Raw genomic sequence first — 21736 nt, forward strand, 5'->3', positions numbered from 1 at the left:
AATGAATATTTTTAAGAGAATTTTCAGAATCGGTCAAGCAGAGATCCACGCAGTCGTGGACAAAATGGAAGACCCCATCAAAATGACGGAACAGGGTATCCGTGAGATGAAAGAGGACCTGGAACAATCGTTGGAAGCCTATGCTAAAGTGAAGGCCTTAGCCATACGTACCCAAAACAATTGTGAAAAGAAAAAAGAAGAAGCCAATGAATTTGAGAACAAAGCTATTCTATTACTCCAAAAGGCACAAAAGGGAGAGCTAACGGCAGAAAAGGCCGAAGGTCTGGCAAAGGAAGCGCTGTTGCTGAAAAAACAGTTATTAATCGAAGCTAGTGAATTGGAGAAACAAGCTGTGATTCATCAAAGTTCAGCCGATGAGCTGCACAAAAATGTAGACATTCTCAAATTCAATATATCGAAATGGGAAGGTGAGCTCTCTACATTAAAGGCACGTGTGAAGGTCTCTAACGCAGCTAAAATGGTCAATCGGCAGCTCGCTAATATCGATTCAAATAGTACGATTTCCATGTTAGAACGTATGAAAGAGAAAGTCGAGGAAGACGAGGCACTAGCGAAGGCCTATGGTGATATTGCGCTAGGCAACAAAAGTAAAGTTGATGAGATTAACGAGACCATCGGCGGGTCTGAAGCCGTCAACAACGAATTAGAAGAACTAAAAAGAAAATTAAATAGTGATGAAAAGATTTGAGTATAAAACGCTAAAAATTGAGCCTAAGGGTTTCTGGGGAACAAAGTTGGACTCCGAAAAAATTGATGAAATCTTAAATGATCTTGGAAATCAAGGCTGGGAATTGGTAACCATGCAAGACCTTGAGGTCAATGGCAATTCCTGGTCGTTCCATTACACATTCAAAAGGGAGAAAATTTAAACAATAACACGATGACAGAACTAATCAATATCTTATTCAATCCATTATCCAATGGAATTATGACAGTCTTAACTGGCATGTCTGTAGTGTATTGGTTATTTATGTTTCTGATGGGTGATGGAGTACATCTCTTTGATGCCGATGCAGATATAGACCTCCATCCTACACCTGATGTCACGGACGTTGATGGATCACATGATATCGCAACTGAGGGGGGCGACCATGTTCATCATCATACGGATACGGACGCTAATACAGAACCTGGTTTCTTTGCAAAAGCAATGGATTACATCAATGTTGGCAAAGTACCCATCATGCTTATTGTAACACTATTCAAATTTATAGGCTGGATAATTACCATTGTTTCTTCGCTCTTTATCGATGTTGCTTCATGGGGAATAAAGTCTGTATTTATCCTAATCCCCGTTTTCATTGTTACATTTATATTAATGCATTTTCTGACCAAACCCTTAGCTAAAATGTTTAAAACTATAGGTTACAATGGCGAAGAAAGTCACGATTTTCTTGGTCGCATGGGTAAAATGAGAGCCAGTATTGAAGGCAAGAAAATAGGTTCTGCCGAATTTATCATCCAACAGGACCCTATTCGCCTCAATGTTGTCAGCCACAATGGGGAGAAAATAGGCTACGGAGACGATGTCATTATTGTTGACGAATCCAAGGACAAGAAATATTATTATGTGACCAAAGAAATCACGATAGACAATATTTAATGAAAAAAGAAGAAAGGACTCGACACCTAAACAACTGTTCTAAAAGAACGGGTTTTTATTCCTTTACATCCTAATCGTAAACCCAACTATTAAAATCTAAATAAATACAAATCATATGCTATATCAACCTCTTTTATTTTTAAGTGGCTTAAACGGAATTATACTTTTAATTGTCGGATTGGCTGTCTTTTTAATTTTTGCATTCTTTGTTGTATTGAGTGCATTCTATAAGAAAATTCCACAAGGGAAAGCAATTGTCCGGACTGGTGTTGGTGGTACAAAAGTAGCATTCAACAAAGGAATGTATGTTGTACCTGTATTTCACAAAATGGAGATCATGGACATCTCAATCAAAAAAATTGAGATTGCCCGTATGCAAGGTGAAGGTTTGATCTGCAAGGACAACATTCGTGCAGATATCAAAGTTGCTTTCTTCGTTCGCGTCAATAAAAGTGTGGATGATGTGATCAATGTTGCTCAAAATTTAGGTTGTGATCGTGCAAGTGAGCCGGAAACTTTAAAAAGCATTTTTGAATCTAAATTCTCCGAGGCTCTAAAAACAGTCGGTAAGAAATTTGATTTCATCGAATTGTATGAAGCCCGTCGGGAATTTCGTGACGAAATTTTGGATATCATCGGAACTGACCTGAACGGTTATATTCTAGATGACTGTGCAATCGACTATCTTGAGCAGACAGATATTGAGCATCTCAATCCAAACAATATCTTAGACAGTGAAGGCATTAAAAAAATAACGGAGCTAACAGCCAAGCAAAATATCAATGCCAATTTTATCCGTCGTGACGAAGAGAAGTTGATCAGAAAGCAAAACGTCGAAGCTCGTGAAGCGATTTTGGAACTTGATCGTCAACTTGCTGAAAAAGAAGAAAAACAAAAACGGGAAATTGATAACATCAGAGCACGCGAAGAAGCAGAAATAGCAAAGGTCCGTGAAGAAGAACGTCTCAAGTACGAAAGTGTCCGGATTTCTACCGAAGAGCAACTAGCTGTTCAAGAAGAAAATAAGCTGCGTCAGATCATCATTGCTGAGAAAAACAAGCAGCGCACGGATGCTGTAGAAGCAGAGCGCGTAGAGAAAGACCGTGCTTTGGAACAAACTGAACGTGAACGCATTGTTACCTTGGCCCAAATCGACAAAGAACGCTCCATAGAGACGGAGAAGAAAAGTATCCAAGGTGTTATCAAGGAACGCGTACAATTGGAGAAAGGGGTTATTGAAGAGCAACAAGGCGTCCGAGACATCGAAGTATTCCGTGAAGTAGAACGAAAGAAACAAGCTGGTGTTATTGCGGCATCGCAAGAAGCAGAAGAAAAATTAATATCCACTGTTAAGGCGGCCGAAGCTGCAAAAATCGCAGCAGAGCAGGAAGCGGAGAAAAAAGTAATCGATGCAGAGGCCGCTCGTAAAATTGCCGAAAAACGTGCTCAGGAATTATTGATCGATGCTGAAGCGAAAAAAGAAGCATCGCTGAAGGAAGCCGAAAGTCGTAAGATTATTGCTGAAGCACAAGCTAAAGAAGAAGCCGCGCTTGGCTTATCCGAAGCTGAAGTAATGGTTGCAAAAGCCGAAGCCGAAGAAAAACAAGGTACCGTTGAAGCAAATGTGATCGAGAAGAAAGCGGAAGCAATGCGTAAAGAGGGCTTAGCACAAGCGGAAGTTGTTCGTGAGAAAGCACTTGCTGAAGCAAAAGGTATCGAAGAGAAAGCTGAGGCGATGAAGAAATTGGATGGTGTGGGCAGAGATCACGAAGAGTTCAAATTGCAATTGCAAAAAGAACGTGATATTGAACTCGCACACATCAATATCCAAAAAGACATTGCTCAAGCACAAGCTGGCGTATTGTCGGAAGCACTTAAAACTGCAAAAATAGATATCGTTGGTGGCGAAACCATGTTCTTTGAGAATATCGTCCGTCAAGTTTCCAATTCCAAAGGTTTTGATCACTTGATTGACAACTCTAAACATGCCACAGCTATTAAGAACTCACTGATAGGTCCAGATGGACAAGGAGACCTTGCAGAGAAGGTGCGTGGATTAGCCGATAAATATGGAATTTCCACAAACGATATAAAGAACCTCACAGTTTCAGCAGCATTGATTAAACTTCAACAAGCGGCGACTGACACTGAAAATGGCGAAGACAAAAGCTTTATCAATTCTTTGTTCGGATTGGCGAAAAACTTGGGCATATCCAATAAAAAGCTGTCGTAATTAATACCCATTATTACCTGCAGATAATGTTCATAATCACTGCAGGTAATAAATAATGATTCTACCACATATACAAAGTCGATAAAGCTCAGTTTTATGCCAGAAGAAAACGTAATAAATCAGAACGACTCCCTTGATCAAGGTGCATACGAGATTATTCGGAAGCGACTTCTTACACAAAAAGAAGAGCTTTCTATCAAACTCCAGCAACTAAATAATGCCCGCAAGGAAGTCTTTAATGCGACAAGTTTTATACTCAAGGCCAACCAACGGATCACCACAGAAAATAACTGTGTTGCTCGCGGTATTTTAGCCCTGGACAATCTATGTATATTCGGTTATAACGTCCATTTTGGGTTACGTACCGAAATTAAACTCGAAGATGTTTTCAGTGTATATACGTTCGAAAACAATCAATTTATCCCACAATCGCTCGAGCTGATCAATGATCCTAATTTCATTGGCGATTACCAAAATTTATATAAATACTATCGCGACTCGATCTTTTCCAAGTTTCGACGTACGGAAAACTATCTTTATATGATCTTTCAGACCAGCAAAAATCCTGCTGACCTGAAGGCATTCAAATGGTTGATTAAAGACGGAACGCTTCAATATCAGGACGACCGCAGCATTCATGAGGTTAAATTGCCTAATCAGTTTGAGTTTGACTGGACAAAAACAACCTTGGAAGATCGTCGCCTCGGAAAACACCCGCACATTTCCATTAAGGACAAGATCTTTATAGAAGCGATCAATGGCGATATTACTTTCAAAATTGAAAACAATACCGATACGGGAAAAGGAATCTTCTCCGAAAAAGTTTCAAACGCCGACCAACAACTGGATGATGCGGATTACTATTATGCAGACCTTGGCAATTTGATTGCCGTACGCATTAAACCGTATCAAGAAGATTTCCGTGCATTTGTCTTTAACCAACGGACAAAAGAAGTTGTGAACCTTAAATCACTTAATGAATCGGCCATTCTACTACCCGATAGTCAAGGTATCATTTTTTCTAACGGATACTACCTGCAGAATGGCACCCATAAAATCTTTGACGTCCAGTTTGACCAGGTTAGTTTCCTTAGACGCATAGCATCACCAAACGGCGAAGACTTTCTCTATATCTTTTGTCAGGAGGAAACGAATACCTACATCTTACTGTCTTATAACATCATTCAGCAGCATGTCGAAACTCCGATCATCTGCAATGGCTTCACCCTTTTCAAAGACGGTAGTTTAATTTACTTTCACACAGAGGCCGAAGCAACAAGGCATCATCAGGTTCAGATCTGGGAAACCCCTTACATGGCTGTACTCAAAGAAAATGAGCTAAAAAAAGACGATCCGCTTTATAAGGTCGGTAATAAACAGATCGTACAAGCCATGGCCGAGGCACAAGAAGTCATACAGCTCATCAACAAAGAAGACAGTTATGAAGGTCTTTATGAAGATATACTCAAAAAATCGACTGTCCTACTTGACTCCTATTTTTGGATAAAGGATGAAGCCTTGTCAAATCTTGGGCAGCCACTCGCACAGATCAAGGAGGTCGCCAATACAGCAATTGACGAATTTGTTAAGGTCCAAGCCCAACGTAAATACGCCACAGAGCTCAATAGCAGTGCCGAGAAGAAAATGGAGGAGCTTACCTTTTCCATCAATAGTACAGTAGTCGAGAAGCTTGATCAACTTGTTCATCAACTGGCAGATTCACGTCGTTTACAAGGCGAAATCATTGACCTCAAAAATGTCAAATATATTGATGTAGTCCGCATCGATGCTTTACTCGATAAACTACAGTCAATCACCACCGAGCTCGCCGAAAAGACAATTGCCTTCTTGCTTCGCGACGAGGCTTTACACCCCTATGAGCAGAAAGTGGAGCAACAGAAAAACAATGTTGCAGCAATTATCAAGGTCTATGACGCCAAGGCGATCGAGGAAGCCAATTCGGCTATATCGAGTGAGCTGGAGCTGTTGATCGATATTCTAAACAGTTTAAAAATCGACGACTCCACTCAAACCACCAAAATTATCGAAAAGATAGCTGTTATTTTCTCTTCCTTGAATGAAGTCCGGTCGCAGCTTACACGCAAACTCAATTCATTAAAAAGTACGGAAGCCATTGCAGAATTTTCTGCCCAACTTACATTACTGGAGCAGTCTGTCACCAACTACCTTGAACTCTCTACGACAACAGAAAAAGTAGACGAGTATTATACTAAGGTCATTGTTCAACTGGAAGAACTTGAAAGTAAGTTCTCAGAATTTGAGGACTTCGCCCTGAAGATAGCAGATAAGCGTGATGAAATCATCAAAGCATTTAATTCCCGCAGAGAGCAAATCGTTGAACAGATCAACAAACGAAGCTCTTCACTCGAACAAATTGGCCTTCGTGTATTAAAGAATATTGAAAACAAGTCAAAGACATTTGCAACGCGTGAGGAAATCCTAAGTTTCTTTGCTTCAGATTTGATGATTGACAAAATCAGACAACTTGTGCAAGAACTGAAAACGCTCAGTGATGTTTCAAAAGCTGAAAATCTTGAAAACCTACTCAAAAAATCTCAAGAGGATGCATTACGCGTTTTACGTGACAAGAATGATCTTTTTGTAGATGGAGAGAACATTATTGCTCTTGGTAAGCATAAATTTGCCGTCAATAGTCAGTCACTCAGTTTAACGCTCGTACGCAAAAATGACGAAATATACTTCCATCTTACCGGAACGAGCTTCTATCAAAAAGTCAAAGGTTCCGAAATAGAAAACTTTAGAGATATTTGGGATCAGGAACTGATTTCCGAAAACAAAGATGTATACCGAGCTGAATATCTCGCTTATAAAACATTCCTTGCTTCTAAAGGACAGCACGATTTTGATGCCAACCTGTTTATCAATCAGACTGTCGAGCAAAGTTATTCGGAAGGCTATGTCAAAGGAGTGCATAATTTTGATGCTCTGGTAATCTATGATACCATCAAACAGCTAGACAGCAAGCTTGATCTCTTACGTTACGATGCTCATTTGCGTGCTATGGCGCAGTTGTTTTGGCATTCACTAGCCCAAGACCAACAGGAAAAACAGAAAGCGTTGATCCAGTCTACACACTCCGTATTAAAAGCATTTCCAAATTCCACACGCTACCAATCTGTCGTTGACGAACTCACAAAATTATTCAACAATTGGGACACTCATTTGGATCGCTCGACAATTAATGGAGAGGAGATCGCGAGCTATCTTTTCCAAACTTTCACAAGCTATAGCAAGTTTGTCGTCAGTGAACAATCGGATGAACTGAAAAAGGCTTTCATCAGGCTATTGGAAAACAAAAAGAGTTTCAAACTCTTTGAAGCAGATATTCAGCATACACAATTTAGTCTCGTAGACCGTTTCTATTTGACTTTAAATTGGCTAAATTCTTTTATCGACGAGAACAGTGATTACCAGGGTTTCCACAAGTACATTGAGGAAACTGCAGTCACACTTCTTTATCCAAAAGATGAATACCAATTGATCATCGCCAAAGACAATGCGCTCATCCAGGGATTAAAGGGAAATCATCCGATCTTGAACAATGGAGAAGAGCAGATTCAATACCATCAATTTCTGCGTAGGTTGAAGACATTTGCCGAATTGAATGCCCCTCGTTTTCAAGAATTCGCTTCTTTGAAGGAACAGCTTGGAAAAACATATGCCAAGGAGCTGAAAATCGGAGAATTTGAACCAAAAGTCTTAACATCTTTTGTCCGAAATAAGTTGATCAACGAGGTTTACTTTCCATTGATCGGAAATAACCTGGCTAAACAACTTGGGGCAGCTGGCGACAATAAACGTACCGCCAGAATGGGTATGCTTCTCCTCATTTCTCCGCCAGGTTACGGAAAGACAACATTGATGGAATACCTCGCGAAAACCATGGGATTACATTTTGTGAAAATCAACGGACCTACAATTGGGCATTCCATTACTTCAATTGATCCTGTGGAGGCGAAAACTTCCGGGGAACGTGAGGAACTTAAGAAGATTAATCTTGCCTTTGAAATGGCCGACAATGTGATGCTCTACCTCGATGATATCCAACATTTGAATCCTGAATTCCTACAGAAATTTATTTCATTGGCTGACGGGCAACGTAAGATCGACGGTATTTTTGAAGGCGAGAGTAAAACATATGATTTGCGCGGGAAAAGATTCTGCATCGTAATGGCTGGAAACCCCTATACAGAAAGCGGGTCCAAATTTCAGATTCCAGATATGCTTGCCAACCGTGCCGATGTCTACAATCTAGGGGATGTGATCGGTGATACCGAAGCACTATTCAATCTAAGCTTGATCGAAAATGCGGCAATTGAAAACAGCTACCTTGAAAAAATAGCAAGCAAATCCTTCAACGACTTTTATGCTTTAGTGAACTACGCGCAATCGGTGGTAGACCAACTTCCCGATTTAGAAGGCAATTACCTGAAGCAAGATATCGATGATTTTATAACGGTATTAAAACATGTATTAAAGATCAGAAATGTTGTCATCAAGGTCAATCAAAATTATATTCAAAGTGCGGCCATGCAGGACAATTACCGAACAGAACCGCCGTTCAAAATGCAAGGATCCTACCGGAATATGAGCAAGCTCATTGCGCAGATCGTACCCATGATGAACGATCAGGAAATCGATCAAGTTCTCCTCGCACATTATGAAAGCGAGTCACAAACCCTTACTGCCGATACAGAAAGTAATCTTCTAAAATTGAAAGAACTCGCCGGATTGATAAACAATGTGGAACAAGATCGCTGGGAACACATCAAACAAATCTTCCGCAAAAACAATAAACATGGTGGTTTGGCCAAAGATGATAAGGTGTTTGCACAGATGCAGGACTTTAACGAAAATCTAGAGGGTATCATACAGGCCATTCGTGCTTATAAGAACTAATATTTAACATTGCTATTCCAGTGGACTTTACCTGTCTATTCAGCTGGAATAGCAGTATTTCTGATACGAGTACTGTCAAATATTTTTTAAGCATTAGCTATTTTTAGGTTGATTAATGATTATCTTTGATAGTATCAAATGATAGTATCATCATAATGAAACCACCGTATATTATTACAAGTGAAACTTTAAAATTAGTTAGTTCTATTTCAGAAAGAATAGGAGAAATTAATGCTGCTCATTTATATAAACCCACCACGGAGCTACGAAAAAAGAACCGTATAAAAACGATTCAATCGTCTTTAGAAATCGAAGGTAACACGTTAACTGAGGAACAAATTACCGCATTATTAGAAAATAAAAGAATTATTGCACCCAAAAAGGATATTTTAGAGGTACAAAATGCTATAAAAGTTTATGACAAATTAAATGATTTTAATCCTTATGAATTAAAAAATTTAGAAAAGGCTCATTCTCTCCTGATGAATGGGTTGATCGATAATGCAGGAAAATTAAGAACTACGAATGTGGGTATTGTAAAAGGTTCAAAGGTAAAACATATTGCCCCAAGTGGGACAATGGTTAAAGGTTTGATGAAAGATCTTTTTGCTTATCTAAAAAAAGACGCAGATTTAATTCTAATCAAAAGTTGTGTATTCCATTATGAATTTGAATTTATACATCCGTTTATCGACGGCAACGGCAGAATGGGGAGATTATGGCAAACATTGATTTTAATGCAGCGATATCCTGTTTTTGAGTTTTTACCCATTGAGAGCCTAATCAAACAAAAGCAAGATGCGTATTACGCAAAGCTCTCAGAGTCGGACAAAGAGGGTAGCTCAACACCATTTATTGAGTTCATGCTTGGGATTATTCTGACCGCTTTAGAAGAACTTTTACAAGCTCAAAATAAAACACTTCGTTTAGAAGACAGAATAAGTCTGTTTAAAGAGAAAATCGGTCAAAATAAATTTCATCGAAAAGACTATCTACAAACTTTTAAGAATATTTCCGCTCCCACTGCAAGCAGGGATCTAAAATGGGCTGTTGAACAAAATATTTTAAAGAAGTTTGGAGAGCAACGATTGACAGAATATCAATTCAAGTAATTTACTATATAATGAAAACAGCAAATCTATATTTAACATTCGGCTATACATTTAGTTCTTCTTGTTGACATTCGATGATATAATCACCCTCCTCAGGATATTTAGTATGATATTTCGTTTCCATAATTGTTTTGCACTCTATAATACTATTTCATTAAAACCAAATAATACGACCATCTTCTGCGCGAAGGCTATCTTAGCAATGTCCAATAAACGTTCAAGTTCCACCATATCTGGAATGTGACGTTTCATACGCAATGTATCTTCATCTAAATCTTCAAAATCGGCTACACGCCAATTTATATAAGCATCATGGACTTCAATGGAAATTTGGAACATATTGTTCAGGAGATCAGAGAATATAAGAACCGGATATCCATTTTACTTACCTCCATTTAAAAAAACCTGAGATAAGCAAAATCAAAGCTATTTCAATAAAAAGTTCCCAAAATGGGAACTTTTTATTGAGTTTGTTATAAGATTAAAAAATATTGAGAGTAAGATTAAAGAAAATACTACTAGGCTATGAGCTTTTCAATCTTTTACAATTATCCGCCCTTCACAGCCCCCGAAGAAACTGTAAATATGCCAAAGTCGTCGATCAGCATACGTTCCTTAACGACTCCATTGTAGGCCATCAGACGGTCTAATTCTTTCTGCGAACGACGGCGCATCACCCAGTCTTTTTTCTGATGACTGTTTAACACGTAAGCAATCATCTTTAACTGTGGATGCCATGGCTGTCCAGTATAAACCAAATGACTGCTTTCTTCACAAATCGAAGTTGCACCTTTTACAGCTCTACTTGCCATTTCGTTATCACCAAAAAGTTCAAAGATACCTGAGATAATAACAATGTTAGGCTTGAATTCCAGTTTGGAATAGGTAGCTGGATCAAAACAATCGTAGTTGGTAAATCGTATTCCCTGCAATCCGTTTCTACGGATAATCTTCTCTCCTACCGCAATATTTGACAACAGGAATTCATTAATCACGATTTCGGCCTCGGGATATTTTTCTTTAATATCAAATAAGTAATTTCCGGTCCCACCCGCAATGTCCAATATCTTAACGGTTTTCCCAGCAGCTTTAACTTTTGTTATATGCTCTTCCAGCAACTGTAACAAGTGTTGTTTTCGAATGCGAATTCCTTTCCAGCCGATGGCCTCCAGATAACCACGGTCGAGGATGCGGCCAAAGCGGTTTTTACCCTGCGATTCATTGCGATAGACGTAATCCAGCGATATCCCAGAATCAAATCCAAACTGCAGGCCTAAATTCATTCCTTTACTTAAGGAACCTATTTTACCCAATGCCCATTTCTGGACCGCATAATTCAATTTTTCACCCGCAGGAAGTAACTTATGGTATAATTGTTCATACTCTTTCACCGAAAACTCATCGGGTTCAAGCGTCAGCTCAGGACTTTGTCGGGCATAGGCCTTGTCGATAAAGTTTCGCAGATACTGGTACACCTTTTGCCGGTTTGTTTCAAATAGAATCCCATGGTAGAAATTACGTAATGTAATAAAGGTCTTCAATTTTGAAGCAATTGTCACAAAGAATTTTTTCTGCACCGAATTTTTGACCACATAATCTTTTTCAGCAGAAAGGACAATCACAGGAATATCAATCGCCGTAGCGTCTTCAACGATACGCTCGCCAGCTTTTAATAGATCAACCAACAAAGCGCCATTGATAGATTTGGAAATCAAAGGATCGGCATCGTAAGCCTTCTGCTGGTCTATATCGTGAGTCAACACTTTAGATTTGACATAACTCTGGATAATCAGATCTTTTTTTAGCTTTGTTCCCAAAGCAATCATCTGATTTGCCAAGGGCACATATAATTTAATTTCAAATGCAGGTGCCAACAATGCAATACCTGCGACTTTAGGAGCAAAATCATGTACCCAGGCACTGACAACAACTCCTGCAATACTATTGGCGATAACGAAAATGTCTTTCGAATCAACCAAATATTCACGGCCTATATAATGAACGAAACTATCTAGATCCCGCACATAATCCATAAAGATCGGTGAAACTGGTTCTTTCGTATAACCATGTCCGCGCAAATCAAATGCAAAGATTGAATGATCGGCAAACTGTGGATCCGTAGCCATCTCCTGCAGACGTTCCGAATGCTCATGCCCACGGTGCAGTACAATCAATGCCCGCTGTCCAGCCTGATAATTCCAGACGCGATATAATAACTCCCCTTGATCAAAACTCTTGAAGTAACCTGATTTCATGTATAATTTTACTGACTAATATCAAATAGTATATTTAACAACAAAGATCATGCAAATGACCGTCTAGCTATTTCTCTCGACTAGCACCTTCATCAACTTAAGTGCATGTTTATGCAATACAAGATGTTTATTATGAGATTTAACCAAATCTATAGCATCCATTAAATCTAAAGATAATATTTTTTGTGACAATAGAACAGCAAAAATCATACTCCTGCTGTAGCCCATTGTACAATGTATAATCATATTTTCACCTCGCTTCAATTGCTGATAACGGATGACGAGCGCAGCCAATATCCTTTCGGCATCAGCCAGCGTAATTGCCGCTATATCCAACAATGGAAATGAATGATAGTTTTCCTGTACATGTAGGATCGCTATTTCTTCCAATTCGGCAGCCAGGTCAAAAACAATCAGATGCTTATTCAGACCGAGCACACGGAGATCTCCTGCTGTCGTCCTCGGGCCTACATAACAACCTGGTAAAATCTCAAGCAATGGCAGATTATTACGACGTCTTGCGAATCGCCACAACAACCAATAAATCCATTGGTATGGGCTATAAAACAATTTCTTAAAGCCGGATATCCAACCTTTTTCATTTTTCAGAAACCTTGGATTATTGATAACATAATTCCTTCCTACCGCAATACAGACTAAGGATGGCCAACACAAAAGATATAATCCAAATGCATGAGTTCCGCCCCACAATGCCAGTAACAGTAAACACCAGCCGATGGCGTAGTAAACGTTGCCAATTCCCTGGTTTCTACGACAAACCTCGGCCTCCAAGTCTAATTTCGCCTTTTCGTCTAATTTCATCTTTTCGGTACCGGCCAAAAAGGGCAAATCCCCCGCCTTTAGCCTCAATAAAGCGCTGTCATGAAGCAATCCCGATGGTGATGGGAATAGGACAAATCCAACATGAACCAGAATCAACGCGGTCAACACATCCACCAGATGGTGCTGATAAACGGTGAGTGTAGCAATCCCCATGAATAGCAGCCAAATCCCCACTACCCAGCGTGTCCAACCTTTTAGCGCCCTACCGAGCACAGACCAAAACAGACATGCATACGCCACATGCAACGAAGGTGCTTGATTAAATGGAGAGTCATGCTTACTTAAAAAGGCGAAGAAGAATTTAAAAACAGGATGCTCAATGCTAGGCCTATCAAAAGAAAATCGCAAGGGAAAAATAGAAAAACAACAAATAGAGACGATGGTAATGAAACTGAAACGCTTCGTATAGACCCAAAGCTCTTCTCGACTTCGACAACAGAAAGGAACCAAAGCGAAGAACAAACCGCTACTCATGTAGGGGATAATCATCCAAGAAACGAACGGCATAAAGTGTTCAAAAGGAAACACAAACGAAGATACAGTAGCCTGATTTGCAGCATGGACCGCAGCAGCAGAATAAGTCAACTGGAAAAATAGCGCACAATAAAGGAAAACAGCAAATTGCAGCCCCCTATTTTTCAGTCGTTTTTCATCCATTTGGCCTTCCTTGACATAATTTTATTCAACACAATATTTGGAAGTAGTCCCAGAGATGCCATCAACCACTTCATACGCTTCGGAAAAACGACTTGCTTCTTCTTCTGTTCGATAGCTGTCATTATACGCTGTGCTGCATCGTCTACAGCGATTAAGAATGGCTTTTTAGACAAATCTTGCTTATTGAGGGCTCTCAGTTTATCTGTATCAACATAGCCCGGAGCAATAACAGTAACCGCAATTCCATATGGATAGAGTGCCCTACGATACGCATCAGCCACTTGGATTGCAGCACGCTTTGTCTTACTATATAGGCTTGAATTGGGAAAATGGAGCGTTCCCGAAACTGATGCAACGATTGCAATTTGTCCTTCCGACTGACCTTGCATAGCAGTTCTTGCCGCTTCAAAACAATTTAAAGTGCCCATCATATTGACCTGGAGCATAGCCACCGCCTCCTGATAGCTTATTTGTTGAGCAACGTCATCCGCGTAACTCCCTGTACAATTGATAAAGAGGTCTAAAGGCATATGCGCACAAAATGAACTGACTGCATTTTGCAGGCTGCTCAATTGACATACATCGACTTCAAAACTTCTGATGCTATGTCCCCAGGAATATGCTGACATTTTCGTCAGATCGCGCCCACATACCGCTACCTCTGCTCCTTGATCAAGATAACGCTTGGCCAAAGCAAGGCCTATTCCACTTGTACCACCGGCAATAAATACTTTCATTTCAATGAATTTAATGTCGCCTCATAACCATAGTTCCATTGCGCTTCCATCGCTTCCGCAAATTCTTGTTGATCAATCGGGAAAGACAGCGTAACTTCAAATTTAGACCAATCAATTCCTTTTTTACAGTATTTCCCAGCTAATTGTTCCGCGGCATCCTGTGTATCAATCCAATGTTCATACGGAAACTGCTGTTCCAAATCTGTTAATCGTTTATTTCCGCTAAAGCCTAATACTGCCCGAACCAACGCTTCTTCTTGCGGTTTATAAGGTTGTTTTCGCTCACATATGATGTTTTGAGCAAGCGACTTTGCTAGCTCCATTGGTACAAGATCAATTGCTCCACCCGTATAATAGGTTTTATTGGAGCATACAGGTTCAATATAAAACATATCGGACATCGAAATACGGGCCGCCTGTAGCATAGAAAACTCAGCACTCAAATGAACCGCTTTAGCCACTGCACTATGCTCGTAATTACTAGCCGAAATTCCTATTGCCTCAACGGGCACGTTTGCCAATACATCCTGAGTTCCCATCAATATCTTTTGATAGAGTTTCCGGTCCCCACGCCGCTGCCCAACTTCAGACGGACTGAACAGCACTTTAGCGCCGACCACAAGTGCTGGAATTGCTGCTGAGAATGGTCTATCCAATGTAGGCAATAGTAAGGAAAGATCCTGTTCCATATGGACGAGATAGCGATTAAAAACATCCTCAATAAAGGGTGCCCGTTTTTTATTAAACTGTTTTTTCAAAACATACACGCCCAGCCTCCCCAAACGACGCTGTTCTGTAAGCCGATGATGCAGGAAAAACTGATAAAACTCGTCTGATTGCAGATAGGACTTGCGAGCTTCATGTGTATCAAAGGCTTGTATAACAGCCACTGCCATTGAACCACCACAGCTCGCGATAAGCAGATCTGGTTTTAAACCCAGCTCATCCAGCGCAGCATACATACCAAGATATATACTGAACCGAGTTCCACCCCCCGAAAATAAAACAGCACGTTGATAAGCCATCAGATTGAAATTTTAGTTAGCCTTCTCACTACCACATTCATCAAATTCTATTAATTCCCCAAAAACAGGATAATCAAAGCATAAAACAGGGGCGCATTGAAGATCAGACTATCGATACGATCCAATAAACCACCATGCCCAGGAATCAATGTTCCAGTATCTTTTACTCCTGTCTTTCTTTTCAGATAGGAAAAAAGGACATCTCCCCAGAATCCCAAAATACCGAAAAACAAACCGAACAACGAAAAGTATAGAAAATTCTGAAATGGCAGTAAAAAATAGCCCAATAAATTACTCAATATAATTGTTAAGCTGATACCGCCCACACATCCCGCAATTGTCTTATTTGGACTAATACGCGGAACGATTTTACGTTTGCCAAAAAACTTACCCATCAGGTATTGAAAGACGTCATTCAATTCCGTTAACACAACAATATATCCGATTAATTTTAGTCCTAGGAATGGGTTGCCATCCACTTTAATGGATCGGATAAAAGCTAAATGGCTAAATGCAAGCAAACAAGCTACCGCGCCCAAAAACAGCCCAAACACAGCTCCCTTCTTAACCTTTAAACCATATTTGAAAAACAAAGCAGTCCCCAAACACAAGAAGCTAGCCAACAATAGATATGCTCGATAGGAACAAAAGTATAGGAGCAACGCTTGCAACAATGCCATGCAAAGAAACACCAATGGTTGCGTCTTACATTCAGGGATAAACATACGAGCAAACTCGCGCATCCCTTGAAAGGTTATCCAGGCCACAAACAAGGGTGATATTGTTGGTGGAACGAAGGCAACCGCCAACACCAAGACAATATAACCCCAGCTTCTAACACGAACAGGAACATCTGCGAACTTGCTATTGGCATCAGCCATGCGCCAAAGCCTTTCTCAATCGAGTTACCGAACTCAAAAGTAAGAGTAAGCATAAAACACCAAAAATATAACCTGAAACAGTAACCATTGAAATATGCAATAATGCTAAAATTCCATATACCCCCAACAGCAAAGCACGATCACTTTTACCCATCGGTCCATCGTAACGACGATCATTGGCAATCACCTTCCCGATCAATCCACAAAACTCATTCACAACACTTAATACGATAAAAGCGACGATCAGATATATGCTTTCTGGATGAAACTTCAGCAAAGGAAAAAATAGCACGACATCCGAAACAATATCTCCGACTTCGTTCAAGACTTCGCCCGTCTTGCTAGTCTGATTAAAAAGTCGTGCCATCATGCCATCTAAGGCATTCAAAGCCATTCGTAATAACAATCCGATTGGCAGGGCCAAAAAGAAAATCGGGAAACGATCAGCATACCAAAACAGTAAAGCAATGATCAAAGACAATACAATAGATCCGATCGTGATCTGGTTTGCCGTTACCTTTTTTCTATGTAAAAAGTTCAAGATCGGCATCAGCAACTGCTGAAATTTTGGTTTTAATTTATAAACAGAAATCATCTCGCGCTAGCTGTAATTTATTTTTTCATTTTTTTTAAAAAAAAATTTGCATAGTGTAATATATACACTATATTTGTGTCATCATAATTTAGGTTTATAATTGGTTATTTAAGGTTTTCATTCTCCCCGTTTGGAAACCTTTTTTTTTGCCCTAAATTACCGATTACCATCTTCCACCGGCACCACCCCCACCAGAAGATCCGCCGCCAAAGCTTCCACCGCCACCACTACTGCTAGATCCTCCACCAGAGCTACTCGATGTTGAGCGCACTTTAACTGGAGTCGAGTGTTCACCATGAGATACCCGATGTCCACAATTCTTACATAAGTCAAAGCGTTCCTCCAATCCCTGCGAACTATAAGTTGCTGCACGTATCGTCTTGGTACGTCCAGTCTCAAAAGTTCTATAATGACATGCAGGACATTCACTGAACCCAACATTCTCGTCCCAGGGAACCAGCTTTGTTTCATTGGTCGCCTGATCTATCCAGATTTCATACGAACGACTACCGATTTTTTCCTCCAAAAGCTGCCCCTTATCCAGGTACGCACTTTCACGGGTAGATACATCATCCTTATTCATGCGCAACCAACGACCAGATTGATCTGGCGGCATCAATCGAAGTTGATTCTTCCGAATGCGCTTGTTTAATCCAATGACATCAAATAGTGCCAATGGACTCAGTAATAGCGGAACCAAACCCCAGACACGAAATTTACGTAGAGCCCTTTGAATATTTTCCTCATCCTGATAGGAATTAACAATTTGCGTGCGGCTTGCATTGTATTTCATGGCCAGGGTAATACTACCAAAAACAACTATAAAATAAGGTAGATTTTTCCACTGATAGACCTCCTCAAAATTATTGAGGGCAAATGCACAGATAAACACCGAGATAAACATTAATATCCCCATACAGCCGCATCCACTGACTAAAGGCGGAAAATATTTACTTTTTTTGGTCAACTTTCCTTTGATCGCTCGCGTCACCTCGCCCAACCAGATATAACAGATCGCAAATAAACCTAAAACCAACAGAGAATTTCGCAGAATAGGACTTTTAAAGCTCCAGACCGGCGTTGCCTCTGGCATCAAGCGTTCCAGCTCCGCCTTACTATCCGGTGAGGTAAGAATTGTCTTAATAAATTCTGCGGCCTCCGTAACACCGCGGTCGTAATCTTCATTCCTAAAATTGGGTACGAGATATTTTTCGCCAATACGTTTTAAATAGGCATCGGGCAAAATACTTTCCATACCATACCCTGTAATAAAACGGTATTCATGCCGGTCTTTAGCAATAAACAACAAAAGCCCATTGTTACTTTCCTTCTTACCGACACCCCAGGTATTGAATAATTTTAGGGCAAATTCGAAATCACTGTCGCCAACATAATCATTCACAACAACGATTGCAAATTCACCTTTTGTAGCAGCCTCAATCTGCGTCGATAAGCCATCTAATTCGGCCACTGTACCCGAGGATAGAATCCCATCAGGATTGGAGACAAAATAATCCTGTCCCTGTAATTTGGGGCTTGGCAAATTGTCGACGGTATAGGCGATAAATTGCCCGAAAGCTGACAGCCCGGGGAGGCAGCTTCCTACCCAAATCAATAAAAAAATATAAAAACGATGTAATCTCTGCATAGTTTTAGAACAACAAAATTTGGCTCATTGTCACGATATTAAGAAAAAAAAATCAAACAAAGGTTTTCATCAAAAAAAAGCCCATAATCAACCGATTATGGGCCTATATAATTCAATATTCGTTTAAGACGCTTTGTCCTATTAATGTATCCTAGCAATATGAAACTTTCTCATTCGCTGTCAATGGCCAAGCCAGTGTAAAATCAAGACACCGATCAATCCAATAACAGAAACGAGCGTTTCCATCACCGTCCATGAGCGAAACGTATCCTTCATGCTCACTCCAAAATAAGATTTAAACATCCAAAACCCCGGATCGTTGACGTGTGAGAACATGAGACTACCCGCTCCCGTCGCTAGCACCATTAATTCAGGAGTAACCTCTCCTGCCTGCACAATGGGAAGCATAATGCCCGCTGCCGTGAGCCCAGCAACACTAGCCGAACCGATAACTAGGCGAATGATACCGGCTATTAACCATGCTAGCACAAGAGGCGACAGGCTCAGGTCTGCGGTTAGGTCAGCGATGTAGTTCGCTACACCACTATCTACCAAAATTTGCTTGAAAGCGCCTGATGCTGCAATGATAAAAAGGATCATCATTATCCCGCGGATTGCTTCTTCCACACTTGCTGACTGCTCCCGCAAACTTTTGCCTTGGCGGATACCCATTGTGTACATCGCCATTAGCGAGGCAATCATTAAAGCCACCACCGGATCACCCAAGAAACGTAGTGCCTTCAGCCAAGAGGAGCCTTCTGGAAATATTAGATGGGAAAATGAACCAAAAGCAATTAAAATTATTGGAAAAAGCCCCGTAAATATACTAATTGCAAATCCGGGGAGCTCTTTTCGATCTGCTTGATTGTGTTCAGGAAAAAACTCAGTGGGTGGGTTGGTCGGAATACGCTTAAGGATCCTGCCAAAGAGCGGTCCACCGATAATTATCGCAGGAATTGCCACAATAATGCCATACACCATTGTTAAACCTATATCCGCTTTGTAGGTAAGCGCTATGGCGGTAGCTCCCGGATGTGGAGGCAAATAACCGTGTGTCACGGACAGCGCTGCCAGCAACGGAATAGCGACGTAAAGCAAGGGCATTTTATTGGAAGCACATACCATGAAAACGAATGGTACTAAGACGATAAAACCGACATTGTAGAATAAGGGAATTCCTACTAAAAAGCCCGTGAGAACCATTGCCCAAGGTAAGTTCTTTTTGCCAAATACAGCCGTTAGTACCGTTGTAATCTTTTCTGCAGCACCACCCTCCGCCATCAATTTTCCCAGTAGAGCCCCGAAAGCCAACAATAGTGCCAACTGGCCCATAGTGGTACTCACTCCAGTTTCAACAGATTTAAGGATATCGACGGCACTCATATTCATCGCAAAACCGACCGCAACAGAGGTTATCAGTAATGAAAAGATCGTATTTAACCGAACGACAGTGACTAAAAGAAGTAGTAAAGCTACTCCCAAAATAACGATGATTAGAGGCATAATAATTTATATCTAGTTAAAACTCACCTTCCAATAAATGGTACAGGCGTTCAAATTTTTGGAAGTTTCTAATATATACAGCGTGATTCTCCGCACTCGGTTTATAACAGTGCTCGGTATCTTGCTTTCCTTCCGTTTGTTTGTTTTTTATAGTAGGACCACCTCCCTGTATACCCAATGCTTCCAAGCCTATCAAGGCTGCTCCCCAAGCAGAGCTTTCTACTGTATTTTTGGTAAATACAGGTTTATTGAAAATGTCTGCAAGCATCTGCACCAACAACGATGAACGCGCTAAGCCGCCGCTTGCAAAGATCGTATGAATGGGACCGGTGTTCTCCTCTAATGCGAGTCCTACACTGTAAATTGCAAACAACATCCCTTCCATCATGGCACGCGCAAAGTGCGCCCTGCCATGATGCAACTGTATTCCAAAATAAACGCCTTTTGCATTGGAATTCCAATGTGGTGCCCGTTCACCAGTTAGATAGGGCAAGAATATCAAGCCCTCCGCCCCGGGAACGACGGAGTCGACCAAAGCATTTAACACCGCAGAAGGATCTCCATCTTCTTCCATTTGGGTAAATTCGCACAAAAAGTTGTCTCGAAACCAGTTGCGTAATACACCGCCATTGTTAACCGCACCACCAATTATATATTCATTGGGTCTCAGCAGGTATGTAAATAGTCTTTGTTTTTTTTCTTGATTTGCCTGCGAACTTGCTACGCGAATAGCTCCACTGGTACCGACTGTTACCGAAGCCACTCCAGGACTTATAGCCCCTACCCCGAGATTAGCCAAACAACCATCGCTACCACCTATAACAAAAGGGGTATCTTCAGGGATGTGCATCAAGGCCGCAATTTCTCGGCTAGGCATATTTAAAATATAATCGACCGGAACTGGAGATGCTAGTTGCTCTTCCGATATACCCGCCAAGCTTAGCGCCTGATCAGACCATGTTAGGTGATGTATGTCGAAAAGCCCTGTTGCAGATGCGATGGAATGATCGACTATGTAAACTCCAAAGAGCCGGTAAAAAAGAAATTCTTTGATACCGATAAACTTGTGCGACTGCGCAAATAATTTTTGATCGTTGGACTTTATCCACATTAATTTGCAAAGCAAAGACATGGGATGTATTGGTGTACCCGTCTGCTGATAAAGCAGCCTTCCCACCTCACTTGCCTCCAAGGCAACCGCAATATGCTCGCTTCTGCGATCTGCCCATATTATGCAATTGCTAAGTGGCTGTCCCGCCGAGTCAACAGCGATCAGTCCGTGCATAGCACTGCTCACCGAAATACATACGGGTTTCGGTATCTCTGCACGAGATTGCCTTAAGTTAATCATTACATACCGAATAGACTCAATACATGCAGCATAAACAATCTCCGGATCTTGCTCGTACCAGCCTTCCGACGGGTTTAATATAGGATAAGGTACACTATACTGGGATAAGATGTTCCCTTCGTAGTCAAATGCAACAGCTTTCGCAGATGATGTCCCAATGTCTAATCCAATGATCATAAATAAAATTGATGTTTAGGAGAGCTCAATATACGGATTATCTGTTGGTTTACAACAAAAGGCTCAATACCAGCAAACTAATTGGAACGAGAAAAGCGCCGCATACCGATCTGCTGATAATTGTCTTTCATAGTATCAACAAAAATGGTAAATT

At 40.7% G+C, this 21736-nt stretch carries 15 protein-coding genes; 6 read left to right on the forward strand and 9 right to left on the reverse strand.

Going from position 1 to position 21736, the window contains the following annotated elements; translation table 11 throughout:
- The first annotated feature begins 1 nt into the window (after window position 1).
- From IQ31_RS04535 to IQ31_RS04560, 6 genes are all read left to right on the forward strand, one after another.
- Window positions 2-709 (forward strand): PspA/IM30 family protein, encoded by a 708-nt coding sequence (locus IQ31_RS04535; RefSeq protein WP_145327182.1) that lies wholly within the window; start codon window positions 2-4, stop codon window positions 707-709.
- A complete protein-coding gene (locus IQ31_RS04540; protein WP_145327183.1) occupies window positions 696-890 on the forward strand; it encodes a DUF4177 domain-containing protein in 195 nt (64 codons plus the stop codon). The genes IQ31_RS04535 and IQ31_RS04540 overlap by 14 nt, the downstream gene beginning before the upstream one ends.
- 11 nt (window positions 891-901) lie before the next feature.
- Window positions 902-1624 (forward strand): OB-fold-containig protein, encoded by a 723-nt coding sequence (locus tag IQ31_RS04545; protein ID WP_145327184.1) that lies wholly within the window; start codon window positions 902-904, stop codon window positions 1622-1624.
- Between the two features lie 115 nt (window positions 1625-1739).
- Window positions 1740-3857, forward strand: coding sequence for a flotillin family protein (locus IQ31_RS04550; RefSeq protein WP_145327185.1), 2118 nt, complete (start codon window positions 1740-1742; stop codon window positions 3855-3857).
- 96 nt (window positions 3858-3953) lie between these two features.
- A complete protein-coding gene (locus tag IQ31_RS04555; protein ID WP_145327186.1) occupies window positions 3954-8798 on the forward strand; it encodes a DNA repair ATPase in 4845 nt (1614 codons plus the stop codon).
- 155 nt (window positions 8799-8953) lie between these two features.
- Complete coding sequence (locus IQ31_RS04560; RefSeq protein ID WP_244294326.1) at window positions 8954-9910, forward strand: Fic family protein; 957 nt, start codon at window positions 8954-8956, stop codon at window positions 9908-9910.
- Between the two features lie 548 nt (window positions 9911-10458).
- On the opposite strand, the gene IQ31_RS04565 is transcribed toward IQ31_RS04560, so the two are convergent.
- The 9 genes from IQ31_RS04565 to IQ31_RS04605 form a co-directional block, all read right to left on the reverse strand.
- Window positions 10459-12165, reverse strand: a complete 1707-nt coding sequence (locus tag IQ31_RS04565; RefSeq protein WP_145327188.1) for a bifunctional alpha/beta hydrolase/class I SAM-dependent methyltransferase — start codon at window positions 12163-12165, stop codon at window positions 10459-10461.
- 63 nt (window positions 12166-12228) lie between these two features.
- Window positions 12229-13665, reverse strand: coding sequence for a phosphatase PAP2 family protein (locus IQ31_RS04570; protein WP_145327189.1), 1437 nt, complete (start codon window positions 13663-13665; stop codon window positions 12229-12231).
- Window positions 13647-14402, reverse strand: coding sequence for an SDR family NAD(P)-dependent oxidoreductase (locus IQ31_RS04575; protein ID WP_145327191.1), 756 nt, complete (start codon window positions 14400-14402; stop codon window positions 13647-13649). Before IQ31_RS04575 ends, IQ31_RS04570 begins: the two co-directional genes overlap by 19 nt.
- The gene (locus tag IQ31_RS04580) at window positions 14399-15427 is read right to left on the reverse strand and encodes a patatin-like phospholipase family protein (protein ID WP_145327193.1); all 1029 of its coding nucleotides are present in this window, start codon (window positions 15425-15427) and stop codon (window positions 14399-14401) included. The genes IQ31_RS04575 and IQ31_RS04580 overlap by 4 nt, the downstream gene beginning before the upstream one ends.
- Window positions 15428-15477: 50 nt before the next feature.
- Complete coding sequence (locus tag IQ31_RS04585; protein WP_088160052.1) at window positions 15478-16308, reverse strand: phosphatidate cytidylyltransferase; 831 nt, start codon at window positions 16306-16308, stop codon at window positions 15478-15480.
- Window positions 16301-16903 carry a CDP-alcohol phosphatidyltransferase family protein gene (locus IQ31_RS04590; protein ID WP_075990835.1) on the reverse strand — a complete coding sequence of 201 codons (603 nt, stop codon included), beginning with the start codon at window positions 16901-16903 and terminating at the stop codon, window positions 16301-16303. The genes IQ31_RS04585 and IQ31_RS04590 overlap by 8 nt, the downstream gene beginning before the upstream one ends.
- A gap of 163 nt (window positions 16904-17066) precedes the next feature.
- The gene (locus IQ31_RS27595; protein WP_208734109.1) at window positions 17067-18551 is read right to left on the reverse strand and encodes a TPM domain-containing protein; all 1485 of its coding nucleotides are present in this window, start codon (window positions 18549-18551) and stop codon (window positions 17067-17069) included.
- A gap of 180 nt (window positions 18552-18731) precedes the next feature.
- The gene (locus IQ31_RS04600) at window positions 18732-20054 is read right to left on the reverse strand and encodes a gluconate:H+ symporter (RefSeq protein WP_145327195.1); all 1323 of its coding nucleotides are present in this window, start codon (window positions 20052-20054) and stop codon (window positions 18732-18734) included.
- A 16-nt stretch (window positions 20055-20070) separates the two neighbouring features.
- A complete protein-coding gene (locus IQ31_RS04605; RefSeq protein WP_145327197.1) occupies window positions 20071-21582 on the reverse strand; it encodes a gluconokinase in 1512 nt (503 codons plus the stop codon).
- Between the last annotated feature and the right edge of the window lie 154 nt (window positions 21583-21736).

Source organism: Sphingobacterium siyangense (assembly GCF_007830445.1).
Lineage (GTDB): Bacteria > Bacteroidota > Bacteroidia > Sphingobacteriales > Sphingobacteriaceae > Sphingobacterium > Sphingobacterium siyangense.